This window comes from Streptomyces viridochromogenes DSM 40736, assembly GCF_000158955.1.
Lineage (GTDB): Bacteria > Actinomycetota > Actinomycetes > Streptomycetales > Streptomycetaceae > Streptomyces > Streptomyces venetus.
In genome coordinates, this window is sequence record NZ_GG657757.1 from 4,339,807 (window position 1) to 4,359,762 (window position 19,956).

Genomic DNA, 19,956 nt, shown 5'->3' on the forward strand with positions numbered 1-19,956 from the left:
GGGGGCTCCCTTACGCTCGATGCCATGAGTCTGCGTCTGAGCACCGTGATCCTCCCCTACCGCCGTTGGCACGAAGGCGGCCGTGCGGCCTGGACCCGTGCCGAGCAGCTCGGCTTCCACACCGCGTACACCTACGACCATCTGTCCTGGCGTACCTTCCGGGACGGCCCGTGGTTCGGCGCCGTGCCGACGCTCACCGCCGCCGCGGCCAGCACCGACCGGCTGCGGCTGGGCACGCTGGTGACCTCGCCGAACTTCCGGCACCCGGTGACCCTCGCCAAGGAACTGATCTCCCTCGACGACATCTCCGGTGGACGGATCACGCTGGGTATAGGCGCGGGCGGCACCGGCTTCGACGCCACCGCGCTCGGCCAGGACCCGTGGACCCCACGCGAGCGGGCCGACCGCTTCGCGGAGTTCGTCCCGCTGCTCGACCGGCTGCTCAGCGAGGACTGCGTGTCGTACGAGGGCGACTTCTACTCGGCGCACGAGGCACGGAACATCCCCGGCTGTGTGCAGCGCCCCAGGCTGCCGTTCGCGGTGGCCGCGACCGGGCCGCGCGGGCTGCGGCTGGCCGCCCGGCACGGGCAGGCGTGGGTGACCACCGGCGACCCCAAGCTGTTCGAGAACGGCACCCCTGAGCAGTCGGTTCAGGCCATCCGCCGTCAGACGGAGAAGCTCGCCGACATCTGCGCCGAGGTCGGGCGGGACATGACCGGCCTCGACAAGGTCCTGCTCACCGGTTTCACCCCGGACCGCAGCGCCCCGCTCCGGTCCCTGGACGCCTTCGTCGACTTCGCCGGGCGGCACGCTGAGCTCGGCTTCACGGAGCTCGTGGTCCACTGGCCCATTCCCGACTCGAACTTCGCGGCGGACGAGAAGGTCTTCGAACAGATCGCCATGGAGGCCCCGGCGCAACTGCGCTGAGGCCCTGCGGGCGGCTTCCCCGGGAGAGCGCAGGTGAGGACGGTATCCACTCACCTGTGCGGACTCCCGCACGACCGTGCAGGCATATGCGGGACAATGGCCGGGTGACCTCAGCGACCCGAGAGCCCGAGACCGCGGCCGAGACCCTCCCGCCGCGTCTGATCGCCACCGACCTCGACGGCACCCTGCTGCGGGACGACAAGTCGGTGTCTCCGCGTACGGTCGCCGCGCTGGCCGCCGCCGAGGAGGCGGGCATCGAGGTCTTCTTCGTCACCGGCCGCCCGGCCCGCTGGATGGACGTCGTCAGCGACCATGTCCACGGGCACGGCCTGGCGATCTGCGGCAACGGCGCGGCCGTGGTCGACCTGCACGGCGGCCCCGGCGCCCACCGGTTCGTCAAGGTGCGCGAGCTGGCACGGGAGAACGCCCTGGACGCCGTACGGCTGCTGCGCGAGGCGGCGCCGGGCACGGTGTACGCGGTGGAGCAGACGTACGGCTTCTACCAGGAGCCGGCCTATCCGAAGCTGCACATGGAGATCCCCGACAGCCTCGCTCCGGCCGAGGAGTTGCTGTCGGCGGACCATCCGGCGGCGGGCGAGCCGGTGCTGAAGATCCTCGCCTACCACCCCGACCTGGACCCCGACGCCTTCCTGACCCTGGCCCGGCTCGCCATCGGCGACCGCGCCGGCGTGACCCGCTCCAGCCCCAGCGCACTGCTGGAGATCAGCGGTCCCGGGGTGTCCAAGGCCAGCACGCTCGCCCTGTGCTGTGCCGAGCGCGGCATCTCGCACGAGCAGGTCGTCGCCTTCGGTGACATGCCCAACGACGTGGAGATGCTGACCTGGGCGGGCCGGTCGTACGCGATGGGCAACGCCCACCCGGACGTGATCGCCGCGGCCTCGGGGCGGACGGTCGCGAACAACGAGGACGGCGTGGCGATCGTGATCGAGCGGCTGCTGGGGGAGCTTCCTTAGCCTTCGCACGGCCGCCTCAGAGCGTCACCCCTCGTTCCTCCAGCCACGACACCGGGTTCACCGCGGAGCCCATCTCCGGTGTGACCCGGGTCTCGAAGTGCAGGTGCGGGCCGGTGGAGTTGCCGGTGGTGCCCGACTGGCCGATCCACTGGCCGGGGCGGACATGCTGGCCCTGGTCGACCGCGACGGACGCGAGATGGGCGTACTGCGTGTAGTAGCCGCCCGCGTGCTTGAGCACGATCTCGATGCCGAAGGGCCCGCCGCAGGACACCCTCTCCACCCGGCCCGTGCCCACGGCCCGCACCGGTGTGCCGATCGGCACCGCGAAGTCCTGCCCCGTGTGCCGGCTCGCCCAGCGCGATCCGCCGCTGCCGAACGACGCGGACAGCTCGTACGTCTCCACCGGCGCGACCCACGCGGTGGTGAACCCCGTCTCCGGCTCGTCGAGCCGGACGGCCCCCCGGCACGCCCCGGCGGCGACCGAGGCGTCCGCCTGCCTCTGAAGCCGTGTGCGTGCCGTCTCGAGCTTCCGCTCGATGCCCGCCTTCAGACGGGCGAGTTGGGTGTTCCGCCGGTCCAGCGCCTGCCACTGGGCCGCGGCCTCGGCCTCGTCCGCGGCGAGCCGCGTCTCGGCACGACGGCTCTTGGCGATCGCGTTGTTCACGGCGAGGTCCGCCTGCGAGAAGGCGTGCTGACCGCGCATCAGGTCCTCGGGGCTGCCGGCGAGGATCATCTGCGCGGCCACCGGCAGCCCACCGCTGCCCCGGTACTGGGCGCGGGCGATCCGGCCCAGGTCCTCGTGCAGGCCGGCGATGTGCCGCCGCTGGCGGTCCAGCAGCTTCTCCGCCCGCTGGGCCCGGGCCCGTTGCGCCTCTGCCCTCTTGCGCCCCGTCTCGTACTGCTGCGTCGCCACCGCGGCCTCCTCGTACAGCCGCGCCACCTCGGCGCTGACACCCGAGTCCCCGGCACCACGGCTCCCGTGCCGCCTGTCCGCCGCGGTGGGCCGGGCCGCCAGGACGGCCAAGGCGCACAGCAGTACCGGAACGAGCAGCCGATGACGGCGGTATGAGCGCATGTCAGTGATCGTCGCCCGGCCTCGGCGCCCCGGTCCTGTTCACGTCGTACGGCTGGGGGACCGGGTGCCCCGAATGGATCAGTGCGCGCGAGCCGCCCCGGCGGGGGCTGCGGACCGCTACCGCGCTCCCGCCAGTTCCTCCGACGCCGCCTCCCGCGCCGCCATCTCCCGCAGCGGCCCGTCCGCCGCCACCAGCTCCGCATAGGCCCCGCGCTGCGCCACACGTCCCTGGTCCAGCACGATCACCTCGTCCACCGCGCCCAGACCCGCCAGCCGGTGCGTGATGAGCAGCGTCGTACGGCCCTCGGTGGCGGCCAGCAGGTCGGCGGTGAGCGCGTCGGCGGTCGGCAGGTCGAGGTGCTCGGCGGGCTCGTCGAGCACCAGGACGGGGAAGTCGGCGAGCAGCGCGCGGGCCAGCGCCAGCCGCTGCCGCTGCCCTCCGGACAGCCGGGCCCCGTGCTCGCCGACGAGCGTGTCGAGCCCGTCGGGCAGGCTGTCGGCCCAGTCCAGCAGCCGGGCCCGGCCGAGTGCGGCACGCAGCGCGCCCTCGGTGGCGCCCTTCCTGGCGAGCAGCAGGTTCTCGCGCAGCGAGCTGTCGAAGAGGTGCGCGTCCTGCGCGCACAGCCCGACGAGCCTGCGTACGTCGTCACTGTCCAGCGCGTACGCGTCCACGCCGGCCAGTGTGTACGAGCCCGCGTCCGTCTCGAGGAAGCGCAGCAGTACCTGCGCCAGGGTCGTCTTGCCGGAGCCGGAGGGGCCGACCACGGCGACCCGGCGGCCCTCCTCGAGGGTCAGGTCCAGTCCGGCGAGCGCGTCCCGGTCCTGCCCGGCGTACCGGGCGACCAGCCCCTTGAGCGCCACCGGGAACGGCGACGCGGGTGCCTGCCGAGGCCGCTCCGGCTCCCGCACGGGCTCCGGGGCGTCCAGCACCTCGTACACCCGCTCGGCGCTCCGGCGCACCCGCTGCCGGTACCGCACGGCGAGCGGCAGCCCGAGCACGGCCTCGAAGGCGGCCAGTGGGGTGAGGACGACCACGGCCATGGCCACGCCGTCCAGCCGCCCGGCCGCGACCGCCTGCGCTCCGACCAGGGCGGCGGCGGTGACCGTCAGGCCGGAGATCAGCGCGGTGAGCCCGTCGCCGAGTGCCGTGGCGGTGGCAGCGCGCGAGGCGATCCGGGTGAGCTGCCCGTCGGCCTCGCGGGCCTGGGCGGTCCGCGCGGGCAGGGCACCGGCGACGGTCAGTTCCGCGGTGCCGGTGAGCAGATCGGCCACCCGCGTCGCGAGCACACCGCGGGCGGGTGCCAGCCTGTGTTCGGCTCGGCGGGCGAACGCACCGGTGACCAGGGGCACGCCCAGGCCCGCCGCCAGCAGCCCGGCCGCGAGCACGGCACCGGCCTCCGGCAGCAGCCACGCCGTGAAGCCGACGGACGCGGCCGACACGACGACCGCCGCCCCGGCCGGCAGCAGCCACCGCAGCCAGTAGTCCTGCAACGCGTCCACGTCCGCGACGAGCCGGGAGAGCAGGTCGCCCCGGCGGGCCCGGCGCAGACCGGCCGGCGCCAGCCGCTCCAGCCTGCGGAACACCGCGACCCTGGTGTCCGCCAGCATCCGCAGCACGGCGTCGTGCGAGACGAGCCGCTCGGCGTACCGGAACACGGCCCGTCCGATCCCGAAGGCGCGCGTGGCCGTCACGGCCACCATGAGATAGAGCACGGGCGGCTGCTGTGAGGCCCGCGAGATCAGCCATCCGGACGTGGCCATGAGCCCGACGGCACTCCCGAGGGCGAGGCTGCCGAGCAGCAGCGCGAGTCCCAGCCGCCCGCGCCGGGGGCCGGACATGCCCCGGACCCGGGCGAGAAGGCCCCCTGAGGCGGTCTGCTGGAGCGATCCGGCCGGAGCGGGCAGCTCGGCCTCGGCAGGAGCGGCCCCGGCCTCAGCCCCTTGTGCGGCGGGGCGTGTCACAGGGACGGCCGTGGGCTCGGGCTCCGCCAGCCGCACCACCCGGTCCGCCACCCCCAGCAGTGCCGGCCGGTGCACCACCAGCAGCACCGTCCGACCGGCCGCCAGCCGCCGCACCGCCGCCACGACCTCGGCCTCGGTGGCCCCGTCCAGCGCTGCCGTCGGCTCGTCGAGCAGCAGCACCGGCCGGTCCGCGAGGAACGCCCGGGCCAGCGCGAGCCGCTGCCGCTGCCCTGCGGACAGCCCGGCCCCGTCCTCGCCGAGCACGGTGTCCAACCCCTCGGGCAGGGCGTCCACGAACTCCAGCGCCCCCGCGTCGCGCAGCGCCCGGCGTACGGCTTCGTCGTCGGCGGCGGGCCGCGCCAGCCGTACGTTCTCGGCGATCGTCCCGGCGTACAGGTGCGGCCGCTGCGGCACCCACGCGATCCGGGAACGCCACTGCTCCAGGTCGGCGTCGGCGAGGTCGACTCCCCCGATCCGCACCCGTCCCTCGGCCGGTGGCACGAACCCGAGCAGGACCTGCAGCAGCGTCGACTTGCCGGCACCGCTCGGCCCGACCAGCGCGACCGTCTCCCCGGGAGCCACGGTGAAGGACACGTCCGACACGGCCTCCGCGGACCGCCCCGGGTACCGGACGGTCACACCCTCGAAGGCCACCGCGCCCGTCGGCACGTCCCGCGAACCGGACACCGGCACGGGCGTCTCCAGGACGCCGAAGATCTCCTCGGCGGCGGCCAGCCCCTCCGCCGCCGCGTGGTACTGCGCCCCGACCTGCCGCAACGGCAGATACGCCTCCGGCGCCAGGATCAGGATGACCAGGCCGATGTACAGGTCCATCTCACCGTGCACCAGCCGCATGCCGATCGTCACGGCGACCAGCGCCACCGAGATCGTCGCGAGCAGCTCCAGCGCGAACGACGAGATGAAGGCGATCCGCAGCGTCCGCATGGTCGCCCGCCGGTACTCGCCGGTGATCCGCCGGATCGACTCGGCCTGCGCCTTGGCACGGCCGAAGACCTTGAGCGTCGGCAGCCCCGCGACGACGTCCAGGAAGTGACCGGAGAGCCGGGAGAGCAGCCGCCACTGCCGGTCCATCCGGGACTGGGTGGCCCAGCCGATCAGCACCATGAAGACCGGGATGAGCGGCAGGGTGCCGACGATGATGGCCGCGGAGACCCAGTCCTCGGTGACGATCCGAGCCAGCACCGCGACCGGCACGACCACCGCGAGACCCAGCTGCGGCAGATACCGCGAGAAGTAGTCGTCGAGGGCGTCGACGCCCCGGGTGGCGAGGGCGACCAGCGAACCCGTCCGCTGCCCGCTCAGCCACCCGGGCCCCAGCCGCACGGAACGCTCCAGCAGCCGCCCCCGCAGTTCGGACTTCACCGCCGCGCTCGCCCGGTGCGCGGCGAGCTCGGTGAGCCAGCCGACCAGCGCCCGCCCGGCCGCGACGGCGGCCAACCACAGCAGGGGAGTGCCGAGGTCGGCCACCGACATGCGGTGCTGGAACGCGCCGACCACCACTTCGGCGATGAGCATCGCCTGTGCGATGACCAGCCCCGCCCCGACGGCCCCCAGGGCGACGACCGCCACCAGGAAGACCCGGGTGGCACGGGCGTACCGGAGCAGACGCGGATCGATTGGTTTCACGTGAAACACACCTCAGTGCACGGACTCGGCGATGTGCTGCGTACCGATGCGCTTGCGGAACACCCAGTACGTCCAGCCCTGGTAGAGCATCACGACCGGCGTGGCGATCGCCGCGCACCAGGTCATGATCTTCAGCGTGTACGGGCTGGACGAGGCGTTGGTGACCGTCAGGCTCCAGTCCGGGTTCAGCGTCGACGGCATGACGTTCGGGAACAGCGTCAGGAAGAGCATCGCCACCGTGGCCACGATGGTGAGCCCCGACAGGGCGAACGCCCAGCCCTCACGCCCCGCCCGGGCCGCTCCGAGCGCGACGACGAGCGACACCACGGCCACGACCACCGCGACGAGCGACGCCCCGTCGCCCCGGTCGGCCTGGGTCCACAGCAGGAAGGCGAGGGCCAGCACAGCGGTCAGCGCTCCGACGCGCAGCGCCAGCTTCCGCGCCCGCTCCCGGATGTCCCCGACGGTCTTGAGCCCGACGAACACCGTCCCGTGGAAGGTGAACAGCGCCAGCGTGACCAGACCACCCAGCAGCGCGTACGGGTTGAGCAGGTCCAGGACGCCACCGGCGTAGTTGAAGTCCTGGTCGATCTTCACGCCCCGCACGATGTTGCCGAAGGCCACACCCCACAGGAACGCGGGGATCAGCGAGGTCCAGAAGATCGCCGTCTCCCAGTTGCGCTGCCAGCTCTCCTCGGGCCGCTTGGCGCGGTACTCGAAGGCCACACCCCGGACGATCAGGCAGACCAGGATGAGCAGCAGGGGCAGGTAGAAGCCGGAGAAGAGCGTCGCGTACCACTCGGGGAAGGCGGCGAAGGTGGCACCGCCCGCCGACAGCAGCCACACCTCGTTGCCGTCCCAGACCGGGCCGATCGTGTTGATCAGTACCCGCTTCTCGGGCCGGTCGCGGGCGAGCAGCTTCGTGAGCACACCGACCCCGAAGTCGAAGCCCTCCAGGAAGAAGTAGCCGGTCCACAGGACGGCGATCAGGACGAACCAGACGTCGTGCAGTTCCATGACTGTGCAGCTCCCTCGGCCTAGTAGGAGAAGGCCATCGGCTTGTCGGCGTCACGGGAGTCGCCGCCGATCTTCGTGGGCGGGTTGAGGTCGGCCTCGGTGAGCTCGGGCGGGCCCGCCTTGACGTACTTGACCAGCAACTTGACCTCGACGACGGCGAGGATCGCGTACAGCGTGGTGAAGACGATCATCGACGTGAGGACCTCGGCCTGGGAGACACCGGGGGAGACCGCGTCACGCGTCTGGAACAGCCCGTAGACGACCCACGGCTGGCGGCCCATCTCGGTGAAGATCCAGCCCCAGGAGTTGGCGATCAGCGGGAAGCCCAGCGTGAGGATCGCCATGCGCCAGTACCACTTGGTGAGGGTCGGACCGAGCGCCTTCTTCGGCAGCAGCACGAGATGCGGCACCTCGTCGTCGCCCACCCGCAGATGCTGCGGAAGCATGAACTTCTTGCGGGTCAGCCAGAGCCCGGCCATGCCGAGGGCGAAGGACGTCATGCCGAAGCCGATCATCCACCGGAAGCCCCAGTAGGCGACGGGGATGTTGGGCCGGTAGTCGCCGGGCCCGTACTTCTCCTGCTCCGCCTTGTTGACGTCGTTGATGCCGGGCACGTACGAGGTGAAGTCGTCCTTCGCGAGGAAGGACAGCAGGCCGGGGATCTCTATGGCGACCTTGTTGTGTCCCTTGTCGACGTCACCGACGGCGAAGACCGAGAAGGGCGCCGGCTTCTCGCCGTCCCACAGTGCCTCGGCCGCGGCCATCTTCATGGGCTGCTGCTCGTACATGATCTTGCCGAGCGTGTCGCCGCTGATCGCGGTGAGCATGCCACCGATGACGACGGTGACCAGACCGAGCCGCAGTGAGGTCTTCATCACCGACACGTGCTTCTTGCGGACCAGGTGGAAGGCGGCGATGCCGACCATGAAGGCACCGCCGGTCAGGAAGGCCGCGGACAGCGTGTGGAAGGCCTGGGCCAGGGCGGTGTTCTGGGTGAGCACGAGCCAGAAGTCGGTGAGCTCGGCCCGCCCCTTGGCCCCGTTGATCCGGTAGCCGACCGGGTGCTGCATCCAGGAGTTGGCCGCGAGGATGAAGTACGCCGACAGGATCGTGCCGATCGAGACCATCCATATGCAGGCCAGGTGGATCTTCTTGGGCAGCTTGTCCCAGCCGAAGATCCACAGACCGATGAAGGTGGACTCGAAGAAGAAGGCGATCAGGGCTTCGAACGCGAGCGGCGCGCCGAAGACGTCACCGACGAAGCGCGAGTAGTCCGACCAGTTCATGCCGAACTGGAACTCCTGCACGATGCCGGTGACCACACCCATCGCGATGTTGATCAGGAAGAGCTTGCCCCAGAACTTCGTCGCCCGGAGGTACTTCTCCTTCTCCGTCCGCACCCAGGCGGTCTGCAGTCCGGCCGTGAGCGCGGCCAGCGAGATCGTCAGGGGGACGAACAGAAAGTGGTAGACGGTGGTGATGCCGAACTGCCATCGCGCCAGGGTCTCCGGCGCCAAAGCCAGGTCCACGGGGCCGCTCCTTACATACGCTTGTGAAAGCGTTCACATTCACAAGCCATTATGCAGCACGCACTTTCGAGCACGTAAGGGGGTCCCCAGTCCCAGTCAACCCCCTGGCCCGAACTTCAACACATCGTTGAGTGCACGTGCCCGCGCCGCGCCGAACCCGTTCGGCCCCCGACCTGGCGCGCAAAGCCCTCGCGAAGCCCTACAGCTCCTTGTGGAACCCTTCCGCCACCTTCAGGAAGATGTCGTTCGCCTCGGTCTCCCCGACCGTCACGCGCACGCCCTCGCCCGGGAACGGCCGGATCACCACGCCCGCCTGCTCGCACGCCTGCGCGAACGCGACCGTGCGCTCCCCCAGCCTCAGCCACACGAAGTTGGCCTGGGTCTCGGGCACCGTCCAGCCCTGAGCGCGCAGCCCGTCGACCACACGGATGCGCTCGCACACCAGTGATCCGACCCGCCCGAGCAGTTCGTCCTCGGCGCGCAGCGAGGCGATCGCCGCCTCCTGCGCGAGCTGGCTCACACCGAACGGCACCGCCGTCTTGCGCAGCGCCGCGGCCACCGGCTCATGGGCGATGGCGAACCCCACGCGCAGACCGGCGAGGCCGTACGCCTTGGAGAAGGTCCGCAGGACGCAGACGTTGGGCCGCTCGCGGTAGAGCTCCACACCGTCCGGCACCTCGAGGTCGCGGATGAACTCGCGGTAGGCCTCGTCGAGCACCACCAGCACGTCACCGGGCACCCGGTCGAGGAAGCGCTCCAGCTCCGCCCGCCGCACCACCGTGCCGGTCGGGTTGTTGGGGTTGCAGACGAAGATCAGCCGGGTCCGGTCGGTGATCGCGTCGGCCATCGCGTCGAGGTCGTGCACGTCACCGGCCGTCAGCGGTACCTGCACCGACGTCGCGCCGCTGATCTGCGTGATGATCGGGTACGCCTCGAAGGACCGCCAGGCGTAGATCACCTCGTCGCCCGGACCGGAGGTGGCCTGGATCAGCTGCTGGGCGACCCCGACCGAACCGGTGCCGGTGGCCAGGTGGGCGAGGGGCACGCCGAACCGCTCGGACAGCTCGTCCATCAGCGCCGTACAGGCCATGTCCGGGTACCGGTTGAAGGTGGAGGCCGTCGCCGTCACGGTCTCCATCACACCCGGCAGCGGCGGATAGGGGTTCTCGTTGGAGGACAGCTTGTAGGCCACCGGCCCGCCGGCCGCCGCGGGCTTGCCCGGCTTGTAGGTGGGGATACCCTCCAGCTCGGCACGCAGCTTCGGGCTCGTCTCGCTCACCGCAGTCCTCCTCGCGAAGACCGGCGGCCCATGACCGCCGCCGACATCCAATACTCCTCACCTTATGAGGATTCGGCGGCGCTGCGTATAGCCGCGGCGGACCCGCGAGCACCGGCCTCCCGCGTCCCACGGGCATCAGGGGCATGGCTGTACGAAGGCGTACGAATACGGGGGCGCGCTTCACATATATCTACGCGCCGGTGGTGTACGCCGTGGCGCGCATCCCCCATGCAGGTGAGTTGAGACCTCTTCGCAACATCGCCCCCTTGGCAGGCCCGCACGCGCCGACACGTCACGTACTGCCATGGGAGCGCTCAACACCCTTGGTTTCCAAAGTAATTGGGGCTAAATGATCATGCAAAAACGTGCCTGTCAACGCGTGCATATGCGTCCGCACTACCCCACCCCATGAGCCCTACTATCGGCTCGCCATGACAGCAGCAGGGAAGCACCAGGTGAGCCGCGCGGAAACCTCACGGCGAGGCAGTCGACCGGGTCGGGCGGGTATCAGAGACGTGGCCGCCGCCGCCGGAGTCTCCATCACGACCGTCTCCGACGCCCTCAACGGCAAGGGCCGGCTCCCGGACGCCACCCGGCGCCATGTCCGCGAGGTCGCCGACCGGCTGGGCTACCGCCCCTCGGCCGCCGCCCGGACCCTCCGTACCGGCAAGTCGGGACTCATCGGCCTGACCGTGACCACATACGGGGATGAACCTTTCACCTTCACCGAGTTCGCGTACTTCGCCGAGATGGCGCGAGCCGCCACCTCCGCCGCGTTGGCCCGCGGCTACGCCCTGGTCATCCTCCCCGCGACCTCACGCCACGACGTGTGGTCGAACGTCGCCCTGGACGGCACGGTCGTCATCGACCCCTCCGACCAGGACCCGGTCGTCAGCGAACTCGTCCGGCAGGGGCTGCCGGTCGTCTCCGACGGCCGCCCGGCCGGCTCGCTGCCGGTCACGGCCTGGGTCGACAACGACCACGAGGCCGCCGTCCTCGGCATCCTCGACCACCTGGCCGCCGCCGGCGCCCGCCGCATCGGCCTGCTCACCGGCACGACCACGGACACCTACACCCACCTGTCGACCACCGCGTACCTGCGCTGGTGCGAGCGCGTCGGCCAGGACCCGGTGTACGAGGCCTACCCGGCGCACGATCCGTGCGCGGGCGCCGTCGCCGCCGACCGGCTCCTCGCCCGCCCCGACCGGCCCGACGCGGTCTACGGGCTGTTCGACCCGAACGGCACCGACCTGCTCGCCGCCGCCCGCCGCTACGGCCTGCGCGTACCGGACGACCTGCTGCTGGTCTGCTGCAGCGAGTCCACCGTGTACGCCAACACCGAGCCACCCGTCACCACGCTCTCCCTGAAGCCCCGCCGCATCGGCACGGCGGTGGTGCAGCTCCTGATCGACGCCATCGAGGGAGTGGAATCGGACCACCCGGTCGAGCAGGTGATACCGACGGAGCTGATCGTGCGCACCTCGTCCCAGCGGCGCTCGCCGCGCACGACGGTCAGCCCGCCGCGGTCACCCGAGCAGACGTAAGCGCCCCCTCCCCGGGCCGGGGGACAGGCGCCCCCTGGGGAGAAACGGGGCCGGTCCCCCGCAGAGAAGGGATCGTTCCCGCGAAGAGAAGGAGAGCAAGGGCGGTCACACGGTGGTCAAAGCCCGGCCCAATCGGGGCGAAAGCCGCGGTGAACTGGACTCTTGCTCTGATTCACCACCCCTGGGTCATCACATGGCGCGATCCGCATTCCTATGATGGGCCCACGACACCCACGGGCCGCTACGACCAGGCAGTCCGATGCGGTGCAGATGCGGCTGATGGTGGAGGGGTCGATGACTCAGGGGGCCGGTCAGGGACCCGAGGCGGAGCGGACGGCGACGTTGCGCGACTTCCGGGTGCCCGCGTACGTCCACGAGGCCGGTCCGTACGTCAACAGTGCCCACCCCGGCGACGTCGCCCCGCCGCCCGCGGAGACCTACCCGGAGGGGTACACGCCGACCGAGCGTGACCTTCCCGTCATCAACCGGGGTGACACTGTCCAGGTGACCGTAGACCCCGAGACCACCGCCGCCCCGCAGCCGAACACCGGCCAGGGACCGCTGTACGTCGTGGGCGACGTGCACGGCTACCTCGACGAGCTGGTGGCTGCCCTCCAGGAGAAGGGCCTGCTCGACGCCGCCGGCCAGTGGTGCGCGGGCACCGCCCGGCTGTGGTTCCTCGGCGACTTCACCGACCGCGGCCCGGACGGCATCGGCGTCATCGACCTGGTGATGCGGCTGTCCGCAGAGGCCGCCGCGGCCGGCGGCTACTGCAAGGCCCTGATGGGCAACCACGAACTGCTGCTGATCGGCGCCAAGCGGTTCGGCGACACCCCGGTCAACTCCGGCGCGGGCACCGCCACCTTCCAGGCGGCCTGGCTGCTCAACGGCGGCCAGAAGACCGACATGGACCGCCTCCAGGACCACCACCTGCAGTGGATGTCCCGCCTCGACGCCGTCGAGGAGGTCGACGGCCACCTGCTCGTGCACTCCGACACCACCGCCTACCTCGACTACGGCCGGTCCATCGAAGAGGTCAACGACACCGTCCGCGAGACGATCACCCGCAACGACGCGGACGAGGTCTGGGACCTGTTCCGCAAGTTCACCAAGCGGTTCTCCTTCCGCGACGAGGGCGGCGCGGACGCCGTCCGCTCCCTGCTCGATACGTACGGGGGCACCCGCATCGTTCACGGACACAGCCCGATTCCCTATCTGCTGGGCGAGGTCGGCTCCGAGGACGACGAGGACAGCAGCGACCCGGTCATCGAGGGACCGCACGTCTACGCCGACGGACTCGCCATCGCGATGGACGGCGGCGTGACCATGGCCGGAAAGCTGCTGGTCCAGCAACTGCCCCTGGATACGTGAACGTTCACCGGGCAGGCGCTCCCCGTCACAGGACCGGACCGGTGAAGGGTCAAATTCGGTAAACCCCCTGTCACCGCCTGCCTCCACGGCTCTACCATCGGCTTATCCGTAGCAGGCTCCCCTCCGTTTCTGCCCGACGGCTCGTCAGCATGCCGAGCCCCAAGCCCTACGGAGCATCGGGGGATGCACATGAACAGCGTTCCGCAGCACCTGCTGAGCGAGGACCGCCAGGAATACGAGCGGATCCTCGATGAGGCGCTGCGCTCCGCCCCACACCGTCCGGAACTCGCCGCTGTCGGACAGCGGCTCAACTCCGAACAACTGCGCACCATGGCGCTGAACGCCACCGCGATCGTCACGGCGGCCGCCGCGACCGAGTACCAGCACTACGTCAAGGTCCGCGACGAACTGCGCCAGCCGGTGCGGACCGGCCAACCGGCCATGCGCGAGTCCGGCTCCTCCCAGCCGGACACGGGCGCCGCGGGATTCGCCGCGACCATGGGGGAGGTGGCCGCCGAGACCGCCGGCGCCGGCGCCGTCGCCGTCGTCGCCGTGCTCGCGCCCGTCCTGGCCGGCACCGCCGCCGCGATCTTCCTGCTCGTGGGCTACATCCTGCAGATGCTCAATCCCGAACAGGCGTTCGCCCGGACCATGCTCACCACGGGCTGGGTGTTCGGTGCCGTGACCGCGATAGCGATCCTCGTCGCCGCCGTGGGTCTGCTGCTCACCGCCCTGCGCAACAAGCCGACGGCCGAAGGCGGTTCGTACGGCGAGCTGCAGGGGGAGGTGGACAGGGCCAGGGAGGCCTGGCGGGAGGCACTGCTGGAGCGGGGCGTCCTGCCCTTCTTCCGGGAAGCCCTCGTCGACCCCGACGGGGCGGCCGCGCTGCACCACACCTCCTCGTCCGCACCGGTCAGCCGTATGCCGCACCTCGGATACGACCGCCCGGGCTTCACCAGCCCGGAGGAGGGACAGCGCGGCTCGCGGCCCAGCTTCAGCAGTCCGGACTACAGCAGCCCGGACTTCGGAGGGCCGGAGCACCAGCCGGAGTAGCCGGGGGCCACCGGCCCCCGGCCCCGGTGTGTGCGCCGGTGTGTGCGCCGGTGTCAGTCCGTGATCGGCAGGTACACGCGGTTCCCGCTCGCCGCGAACTCCTTCGACTTCTGGGCCATGCCCTCCTCGATCTCGCTCCGGCTGCCGCCGTGTTCACGGCGGATGTCCTGTGAGATCTTCATGCTGTAGAGAATTACTGGAACCTCCACATGCGCTACGGTCGTTCCAGCAGCCCAGACATGGACCGAGGGGGAACACGTGGGCAAGCGCGAGGAGTTGGTCAGCAAGCTACGAGGTACGCCCGAGGGACTGCCGTCCGTCGAGGAAGTGCGCGCCATGCTGGCTTCCGACCCGGAGCTGAAGTGCGTCGTCTGCTACGCACGGATCTCGTTCGATGGCCGGGTGAAGGACGCCCACGGCGTCGAGGACCAGCACCGGGACATGACCGAGACCGCCCGCAGGTTCGGATGGCTCGTCGTCTACCGCTACACGGACAACGACAAGAGCGCGAGCAAGGAGAACATCGTTCGCGATGACTTCGAGCAACTGCTCGCCGATCTTGCTGCCGGGACGACGCCAGACGGGTACCCGATCCACGGCGTCATGGCAGTCAACGACGACCGGCTGTACCGGCGCCCGAGTGACTGGGAGCGGTACCTGAAGGCGTTCACCACGCAAGAAGGACGGGTCTACCACGACTCGAATGGCATCCAGGACCTCTACGCCGAAGGCTTCGAGATCAAGGGGCTTCTGGGGGTCGCCATGTCCCTCAGCGAGACGAGGAAGAAGGAGCGCAGGAGCAGGAACAGCCACCGGAGCCGGGCGATCCGTGGGCAGTCGGTAGCCGCATGGCGCCCCTTCGGATGGGAGGACGACAAGGTCTCGTTGCGCCCGGACGAGGCAGAAGCCATCCGTCAGGCAGTGAAGGACGTGATCGCGGGTGCCTCCATTTCCGAGATCACGCGCCGGTGGAAGGAGGCCGGCTTCATCACCAGTCGCGGGAACGCCTTCCAGTACCAGACCGTCAAGCAAGTCCTGGTGAACGCGCGGCTGTGCGGATATCGCGAGATCAAGGGCGAGCTTGTCCGTGACGGCGACGATCAACCCATCGTCGGCGAGTGGGAGCCGATCATCACTCCGAAGGAGTGGTTCGCGGTCACGGCCAAGATCAGGGAGCGTGGCCGCGGAACCGGGATGCCGCGCGGTGGCCTGGTCCACAAGTACCTGCTGACCGGCATCCTGCGATGCGGCCACGTGCTGGAAGACGGCACGGTCTGCAACAACAAGATGATCGGAATCAAGGCGAACGACTGGCTCAAGTACCGGCACGCCTACATGTGCAAGAAGACCGTGGACGGCGGCTGCAACAAGACCTACAAGCGGGGCGACAAGACGGACAAGGCCATCGAGGAACTAGTCATCGCCAAGCTGGAGCGCGACGCGGCGAGCAAGGCCCAGGATGTACCGGACTGGGACAAGGCCGATGCCCTGGAGCGAGCCGTCAGGAGCCGCAACGAGCTGGAGCGGCGTTGGCACGACGACGAGGACACGGACATCGACGATGAGACGTTCTTCCGCAATCTCCCGGTCCTCGAACGGCGGATCAAGGAGCTTCGTGCGGATCAGCGGGCGCACGAAGCTCTGAAGGCGGAGGCCGAGGAGGCCAAGGAAGACGTCAGGAACGCGTGGGGATCGAAGACACTCACGCAGAAGCGCGAGGCGATCAAGAAGGTTCTGAGCGCCGTGATCGCAGTGCCGGGTGGCAAGGGCAACAAGACATTCGACCCTGAGCTTCTCAAGCCTGTGTGGCGGACTTCCGAATGAGCTGAAGTCCGAGGATCTCCCCCACGCTCCGCAGCTGGTCATCGGAGAGTGGGGGAGAGTCGCGTAGCCGCCGCTCGATCCACGCTCGTACTGCTGCTTCCTCGCGCTCAGTGCTGGCCTTCGCCGAAGAAGTACTCAGGTGGCATCACCGCCAGCTCGGAGAGCTTCCCGCGCGACAGCGCGATTCTGAGCGATGTCATCAGCGATTCCAGCGGCGATGAGCGCAGCGCCCGGGGTATGGCCGGAGCCGACGTAGCGCCAGTTCCTTTCCGTAACCGCCCCGGGGACGTCGACACCGGCTACGTGCTGGGCGCGTTCGGCCCGCAGTGCCGCGAAGGTGGTGGAGTAGGCACGGGACTTGGTGAGGATGTGGCCCCGGTAGCCCAGCGTGTGAGCCCACGTGCGCAGGTTCAGGGGTTCGTACTCGGGCAGGCCGCCCAGGCGCCAGCAGGCCCGCATGAGAGTGCGCACGTGTGCCTTCACGGACGCAGACTCGATGTCATCCCAGGTGGTGACCCTGTGGTCGATGCCGGCGCCTGTCTCGCTCGCTCCCTTGGTGACGTACTTGGCCACGTAGGCGGCTACGGCATCATCGCCAGGCCCGTCGCCCTCGGCGTGTAGTGGGCGCACGTCGACTTGCTCTCCCCAGCGCAGAACCAACTCACCCACGGCGGGGCTGTACGGCGTGCGGACCAGGACGCGGCGAGCGGAGGAGCGCACGGCGTCGATGAGTCGGTCCGCGGCCCAGGGCGGAGGTTCGTCCGCCGGTCCGTTCGGGCCGTCGAGGCGGACGACTGCATGCACGTGGACGGCCGCCCGCTTCTGGTACTCGGCGACCCGGGCGAAGGACAGCCGGGCGTGATCCCGGAAGCGGGACTGTACGAGACCGACCGAGGATGCAAGCCGCCGTCGGACGTCGATGACGAACCGATCCCATAGCTTCGACGCATGCGCGTGCCACAGCACGTGGCCGGTGTAGTCGTAGCAGTCAGCGCACAGGGGCTTGCCGACAGAGGGATCATCGGGACCGTGGACAGCGCCGCAGCTCCGAGGACGGTCGTGCTCGCATGTCCCACGGTCACGGCGGGGGCGGCACAGCTCCCCGGCACGGTGCACGTTGCCGAAGGACGGGGCAGTCAGGGTGACGAAGAGCCGGGGCCGGTGGCGGACTGTGGGAGGGACGTTCTTGCCGCCGAGGAGGCCCGCACGGACGAGGTGGAAGGTGTCGCCCGCATGGAGGCGTGAGCATGCGGGGCAGACGGTTGCCCGGCGGTTGCGGCAGCGGACGAGAAGACGTTCGCCGGGTTCGGTGCCTGTGTCGTAGTGGCGGAGGAGCTCGCCGGTTGTGCCGTCCAGGGTGGTGGTGGAGCCGGAGAGGTGGACGGGGTGGGAGCAGCCACCGGTGGCAGTGATCTGCTCCAACAGGCGGGGGAATTTGAGGTCTTGGGCGAGGCCGATTGCGTCACGGTCTGCTTCGGACAGCTGACGCAGGCGCGCCGCGCGGTTGAGGACGGCGCGCCTGTCAGCCGGGGTGAGTTCCGGTGTGATGGTGGGGACCTTCCGGGGTGGGCCGCCACAGCGGCGGGGTGGGTGGGTAGGTGCGCGTTGTCGGTCATGGGGATCGCCTTCCTTGTGGGGTCGGGCGGAGCGAAGTTCAGCGGACGGTTCCGGTGCCCCGGCAGACGCGACAGCGCCTCTGTCGTCCGGTCCAGGTCCTGCGGGCTCCGTCGCCCTTGCAGTGGGGGCACCTCACGCGGGGCATGGGCATGCCGTTGAGTTCCCTTCTCTGGTCAGGTGTGGGAGAAGCCGTTGATCAGCCACGTGACGAGGCCGTGGACGGTGTAGATCACCGGGGTCTGGCCGAGGTAGAGGCCGAAGAGGCCGACGCAGACCGCTTCCCAGGCGCGCACGTCACGGGAGCGGACGAGGAGGACGGTGATGATCCCGAAGACCACCGCGAACGTGAACGCCGTACCTTCGCTGATCACTTGTCGTCTCCTTCCGGCGCCGCAAGGGCACGGTCGAGCGCGGGCAGATCCGGGGTGAGTGCTGCGTGCTTCCGAGCCGTCGAGACGGCCTCTTCCGTGGGTGTGAGGTGGGAACGGGCGCGGCTCCAGCTGCCGTCCGGGCCGGTGCACACGGCCACGCCCCGTTCCTCTGCCGTGATGGCTTGCGCGACGGCCACGGCGTCCTTGTTCAGGTCGCCCAGGGTCATCTCTGCCGTGCCGGGATCGTTCACCCGGTGGCAGATCCGGCCGCCGAGCTGAGCCCGCAGGGCGGTGACACCGGGACCCAGATCGGAGCCGACCCGCTGTCCGGCCACCACCAGGTGGACGCCGAGCGCTGCCCCGAGCTGTGCCAGCCGCAGCAGCAGCGTGGAGCATTGCTCGGTTTCTGCTTTGCTCTCGCGGCGACCGTCGGACAGGTACAGCTCTGCGATCTCGTCAACGATCACGACGACCGGCACCGGCCGAAGCTTGTCGGGCAGCTCCCAGATGGAGCGCACGCCGGCCGACCGGCACACGCTCATTCGCTCCTGCATGTCGAGGGCGAGCGCGCCGAGCACCGCGACCGCTTCCCGTCGGCTGGTTGCCAGTGCACTCAGCCGTCCGGCGAACAGGCCGAGTTCCATGCCGCCCTTGCAGTCGATGCCGACCAGGGCGACGGGCTGCGGCGCGAGCTGGTTGATCAGCCGGGCCAGCAGGGTGGACTTGCCGGACCGTGTGGCCCCGACGATGAGCCAGTGCGGCACGAGCCGCAGGTTCATCACCCAGGCGCCGCCGCTCTCCAGTGCGCCGATGAGCGCGGAGAGCAGTTCGGCTGGGGCGGTGGCTAATCCGGGCCGCTGTAGCGGATCACTGGCCATCGCCGTCAGCAGGACGAGCCCGCGTTCCGGCGAGGTCACGCGCACCGCGTGAACCTTCCACGCATGGACGAACGCGTCGGCCGCCTTCAGGTAGGTCGCCGGAGTCTGCCCCGCGTGCAACTGGACAGCAACGGTCAACCCCATGCGGGTAGCCCGCGGAAACGAGAGCCGCGGAGCCGCCGGCCGAACCGGATCCCCCTTGACCAGCAGGTGCCCGATGAGCGTTCGCGCCGGAAGCCGCGAGACGGACAGGTCGTTGAGCAGGGCCACCCTGCGCCAGGTGAACACCACCCGGCACGCGGTCACGGGGTACCCGACCACGTACCAGTGCCAGGCCGGACGGTGGCGCCGAACCAGGTCACCGACGACCAGCACCCAGGCCAGTACCGCCAGGGCGAGCGCGAGCAGGGTCGGCCCCATCACGCGTCACCGCCCTTGCCCTGTGCCGCCGATCCGTGCGCAGGCGTGATCGTGTCGGCGCGGAAGCTGACGCCGTTGCGGTCGCCCATCGACCAGACGAACGCCGTCAGCCCGGTGACCTTGACGACCTGGCCCGCTTCGAGCCCCTTAGGCTCACCGCTCACGGCGATCTCGATCACGGAGATACGCCGTCCGTCCGGCCGCACGGTGACGGCCACGCTGTAGACCGGATTGCCGTCCCGGTCCTTCTTCACCTCCTGCGTCTCGGAGTTGCTGAACTTCACTTCGGGCGCGTTGGCACACCGCAGTACGCCGAGCCGCGCCGTGTCCACGGGAATGGACTGCATTGTTTTTGGCCTCCCTGGCCAGTCGGGACGCCAGCGAGATACTGACGTCACTTGTCCTTACGAGTTACGACTATGGAGCGCTGTACGGCAGGGGTGCAACTACTTATGCTGACGAGTGATG

15 protein-coding genes and 1 pseudogene are annotated in these 19,956 nt (G+C 70.1%); 6 read left to right on the forward strand and 10 right to left on the reverse strand.

Annotated features, from left to right (window positions below; genetic code table 11):
* Positions 1–24 precede the first annotated feature (24 nt).
* Entirely contained in the window at positions 25–927 is a 903-nt protein-coding gene (locus SSQG_RS19065; RefSeq protein WP_039933111.1) for an LLM class flavin-dependent oxidoreductase, read from the forward strand.
* A gap of 86 nt (positions 928–1,013) precedes the next feature.
* The gene (locus SSQG_RS19070; protein WP_003991439.1) at positions 1,014–1,901 is read left to right on the forward strand and encodes an HAD family hydrolase; all 888 of its coding nucleotides are present in this window, start codon (positions 1,014–1,016) and stop codon (positions 1,899–1,901) included.
* 16 nt (positions 1,902–1,917) lie between these two features.
* On the opposite strand, the gene SSQG_RS19075 is transcribed toward SSQG_RS19070, so the two are convergent.
* From SSQG_RS19075 to hisC, 5 genes are all read right to left on the reverse strand, one after another.
* On the reverse strand, positions 1,918–2,976 hold the full coding sequence (locus SSQG_RS19075) for a M23 family metallopeptidase (RefSeq protein WP_003991440.1): 1,059 nt from the start codon (positions 2,974–2,976) through the stop codon (positions 1,918–1,920).
* 117 nt (positions 2,977–3,093) lie between these two features.
* On the reverse strand, positions 3,094–6,585 hold the full coding sequence (gene cydD, locus SSQG_RS19080) for a thiol reductant ABC exporter subunit CydD (RefSeq protein WP_039933114.1): 3,492 nt from the start codon (positions 6,583–6,585) through the stop codon (positions 3,094–3,096).
* A 12-nt stretch (positions 6,586–6,597) separates the two neighbouring features.
* Positions 6,598–7,602 carry a cytochrome d ubiquinol oxidase subunit II gene (cydB, locus tag SSQG_RS19085; RefSeq protein WP_003991442.1) on the reverse strand — a complete coding sequence of 335 codons (1,005 nt, stop codon included), beginning with the start codon at positions 7,600–7,602 and terminating at the stop codon, positions 6,598–6,600.
* 20 nt (positions 7,603–7,622) lie between these two features.
* The gene (locus tag SSQG_RS19090; RefSeq protein ID WP_003991443.1) at positions 7,623–9,131 is read right to left on the reverse strand and encodes a cytochrome ubiquinol oxidase subunit I; all 1,509 of its coding nucleotides are present in this window, start codon (positions 9,129–9,131) and stop codon (positions 7,623–7,625) included.
* A 199-nt stretch (positions 9,132–9,330) separates the two neighbouring features.
* Positions 9,331–10,410: a histidinol-phosphate transaminase gene (hisC, locus tag SSQG_RS19095; RefSeq protein WP_003991444.1), complete on the reverse strand. Its 1,080-nt coding sequence runs from the start codon at positions 10,408–10,410 to the stop codon at positions 9,331–9,333.
* A gap of 431 nt (positions 10,411–10,841) precedes the next feature.
* Here hisC and SSQG_RS19100 point away from each other — a divergent pair, with 431 nt between their 5' ends.
* From SSQG_RS19100 to SSQG_RS19110, 3 genes are all read left to right on the forward strand, one after another.
* Positions 10,842–11,954, forward strand: coding sequence for a LacI family DNA-binding transcriptional regulator (locus SSQG_RS19100; protein WP_003991445.1), 1,113 nt, complete (start codon positions 10,842–10,844; stop codon positions 11,952–11,954).
* A 279-nt stretch (positions 11,955–12,233) separates the two neighbouring features.
* A complete protein-coding gene (locus SSQG_RS19105; RefSeq protein WP_003991446.1) occupies positions 12,234–13,325 on the forward strand; it encodes a metallophosphoesterase family protein in 1,092 nt (363 codons plus the stop codon).
* 183 nt (positions 13,326–13,508) lie between these two features.
* On the forward strand, positions 13,509–14,378 hold the full coding sequence (locus SSQG_RS19110; RefSeq protein WP_003991447.1) for a hypothetical protein: 870 nt from the start codon (positions 13,509–13,511) through the stop codon (positions 14,376–14,378).
* 53 nt (positions 14,379–14,431) lie between these two features.
* Here the strand turns inward: SSQG_RS19110 and SSQG_RS38540 are convergent.
* A pseudogene (locus SSQG_RS38540) lies at positions 14,432–14,563 on the reverse strand (thiamine biosynthesis protein ThiC); the annotation flags it as partial.
* 73 nt (positions 14,564–14,636) lie between these two features.
* Here SSQG_RS38540 and SSQG_RS19120 point away from each other — a divergent pair.
* On the forward strand, positions 14,637–16,202 hold the full coding sequence (locus SSQG_RS19120) for a recombinase family protein (RefSeq protein ID WP_244299174.1): 1,566 nt from the start codon (positions 14,637–14,639) through the stop codon (positions 16,200–16,202).
* 135 nt (positions 16,203–16,337) lie between these two features.
* Here the strand turns inward: SSQG_RS19120 and SSQG_RS19125 are convergent, their stop codons facing one another.
* The 4 genes from SSQG_RS19125 to SSQG_RS19140 all read right to left on the reverse strand — a co-directional run bounded on the left by SSQG_RS19125 (position 16,338) and on the right by SSQG_RS19140 (position 19,835).
* Positions 16,338–17,693 carry a replication initiator gene (locus tag SSQG_RS19125; protein WP_003991450.1) on the reverse strand — a complete coding sequence of 452 codons (1,356 nt, stop codon included), beginning with the start codon at positions 17,691–17,693 and terminating at the stop codon, positions 16,338–16,340.
* Between the two features lie 299 nt (positions 17,694–17,992).
* Positions 17,993–18,190 (reverse strand): hypothetical protein, encoded by a 198-nt coding sequence (locus SSQG_RS19130; protein ID WP_003991451.1) that lies wholly within the window; start codon positions 18,188–18,190, stop codon positions 17,993–17,995.
* Positions 18,187–19,488, reverse strand: a complete 1,302-nt coding sequence (locus tag SSQG_RS19135) for an FtsK/SpoIIIE domain-containing protein (RefSeq protein ID WP_039933120.1) — start codon at positions 19,486–19,488, stop codon at positions 18,187–18,189. The genes SSQG_RS19130 and SSQG_RS19135 overlap by 4 nt, the downstream gene beginning before the upstream one ends.
* Entirely contained in the window at positions 19,488–19,835 is a 348-nt protein-coding gene (locus tag SSQG_RS19140; protein WP_003991453.1) for a hypothetical protein, read from the reverse strand. Before SSQG_RS19140 ends, SSQG_RS19135 begins: the two co-directional genes overlap by 1 nt.
* Between the last annotated feature and the right edge of the window lie 121 nt (positions 19,836–19,956).